This window comes from Spiroplasma endosymbiont of Megaselia nigra (genome assembly GCF_003987485.1).
Lineage (GTDB): Bacteria > Bacillota_I > Bacilli_A > Mycoplasmatales > Mycoplasmataceae > Spiroplasma.
In genome coordinates this window covers 1-1,368 of sequence record NZ_RCOO01000251.1, presented here as the reverse complement: position 1 = coordinate 1,368, position 1,368 = coordinate 1, and the positions used below count along the sequence as shown (strand labels likewise).

The window sequence follows — 1,368 nt, the reverse complement described above, 5'->3', positions numbered from 1 at the left end:
CTATGTTATAAGTGGGTCAGATGGATTTGCCTTTGTGTTGAAACAAGGATCAACAACGCCAATCAAAATCGATGGAATAAGTAGTGTTATTTCACTTGCGATTGATAGTAAAGATAATGTTTATTTTAGTTCTGTATTTTATAATTTTAGTATTTTGAAAACTGCTTTGTCGTGGGTAAAACAACAAAGTCAGTTTAACCTATTTGATAGTAGTAAAAATATAGTTTGATTGCGTGATGATCAACTTGTTGTTAATGGACAAATTAAAGTAAAAATAGCAAACACTAATATTGAAAATATTAAAGTCAATGGCAAAGAAATGCCTCAAACAAATAAAATATGGGAATTTGATTTGCCAACAGATAAAATTCTTGTTGAAAATAAAGACTATCAAATTGAGATCGCTTTTACGCTTGATAAAAAAAGTTATATGGGTCAAATTGTTGTTTCATCATTGTTATCGCAACCAAGTATTAATGTTAAAAAAAATACTTCGGTAGTTGGTAATGTTGATAGTTATTCTTATAAAGCACCAATTAATGACAAAGTAGGGGATGTTACTTTGACTAGTGATTTGTATTACTCTGATACCGAAGTTAAAGTTAGTTTAAACAAACCAACAAGTAGCACAAATATTACAGCACAAATATTTGGTTTAGATGAAAAATGAGAAAAAAACGGGAGTGTTTATCAGATATTTGACAGTCAAACATACAATTTAGATGGTAGTCAATTAAAATCACATCAAGGGCGCTATTTGATTGAAACAGAAGATAATGTAAAAACAAAAATTATTTATTATATTGTTGTTAACAAAGATAATTTAACCCCGAACTTTTGAGATACAGAGCAAGGCCAAATTTTTTATAGTTGAGCAAATTTAAACGGATATAATGAGAGCATTAAAAAACTTAATGCAACCGAACTAAATAAAATAATCAATGAAAGTAAAAACTGACAGCAACTAGCTAGTGATAGTCAATTTGCGCGTGCTGTTGCTGATTGGTTTAAAACCAATGGTAAATTAGCGTCAAAAGAACCGTTGACAAAAGAGCAAGTTGTCGAGCAGTTAAAAACCCAAGTTCCAAGCAGTATCATAATTGCTGGGGTAAATACCAGCAATTATGATATAAACAAAGTTTCGTTTGAACTTAACAAAAGTGAATTTAACCCAAATGACAAAGTCAACATTACTGTTAAATACAACAATGCGACATCAGAACAATTTACTTTGCAAATCAAAGATAGTAATGTACCTAATAAAAAGGGTGGTTTAAGTGGTTGATCGATTGTGGGAATAGTAATCGGTTCGCTGTTAGGGTTATTTATTCTTGGGTGGTTGTTTAAACGGTTTGTGGTTGATCCGTT

Annotated in this window: 1 protein-coding gene; it reads left to right on the top strand. The window is 30.7% G+C overall.

All coding sequences use genetic code 4. The annotated features are described in order from the left end of the window. Window positions 1-34: 34 nt before the first annotated feature. The coding region (locus tag D9R21_RS06485; RefSeq protein WP_148108879.1) for a hypothetical protein at window positions 35-1,368 on the top strand (1,334 nt) is incomplete at its 3' end.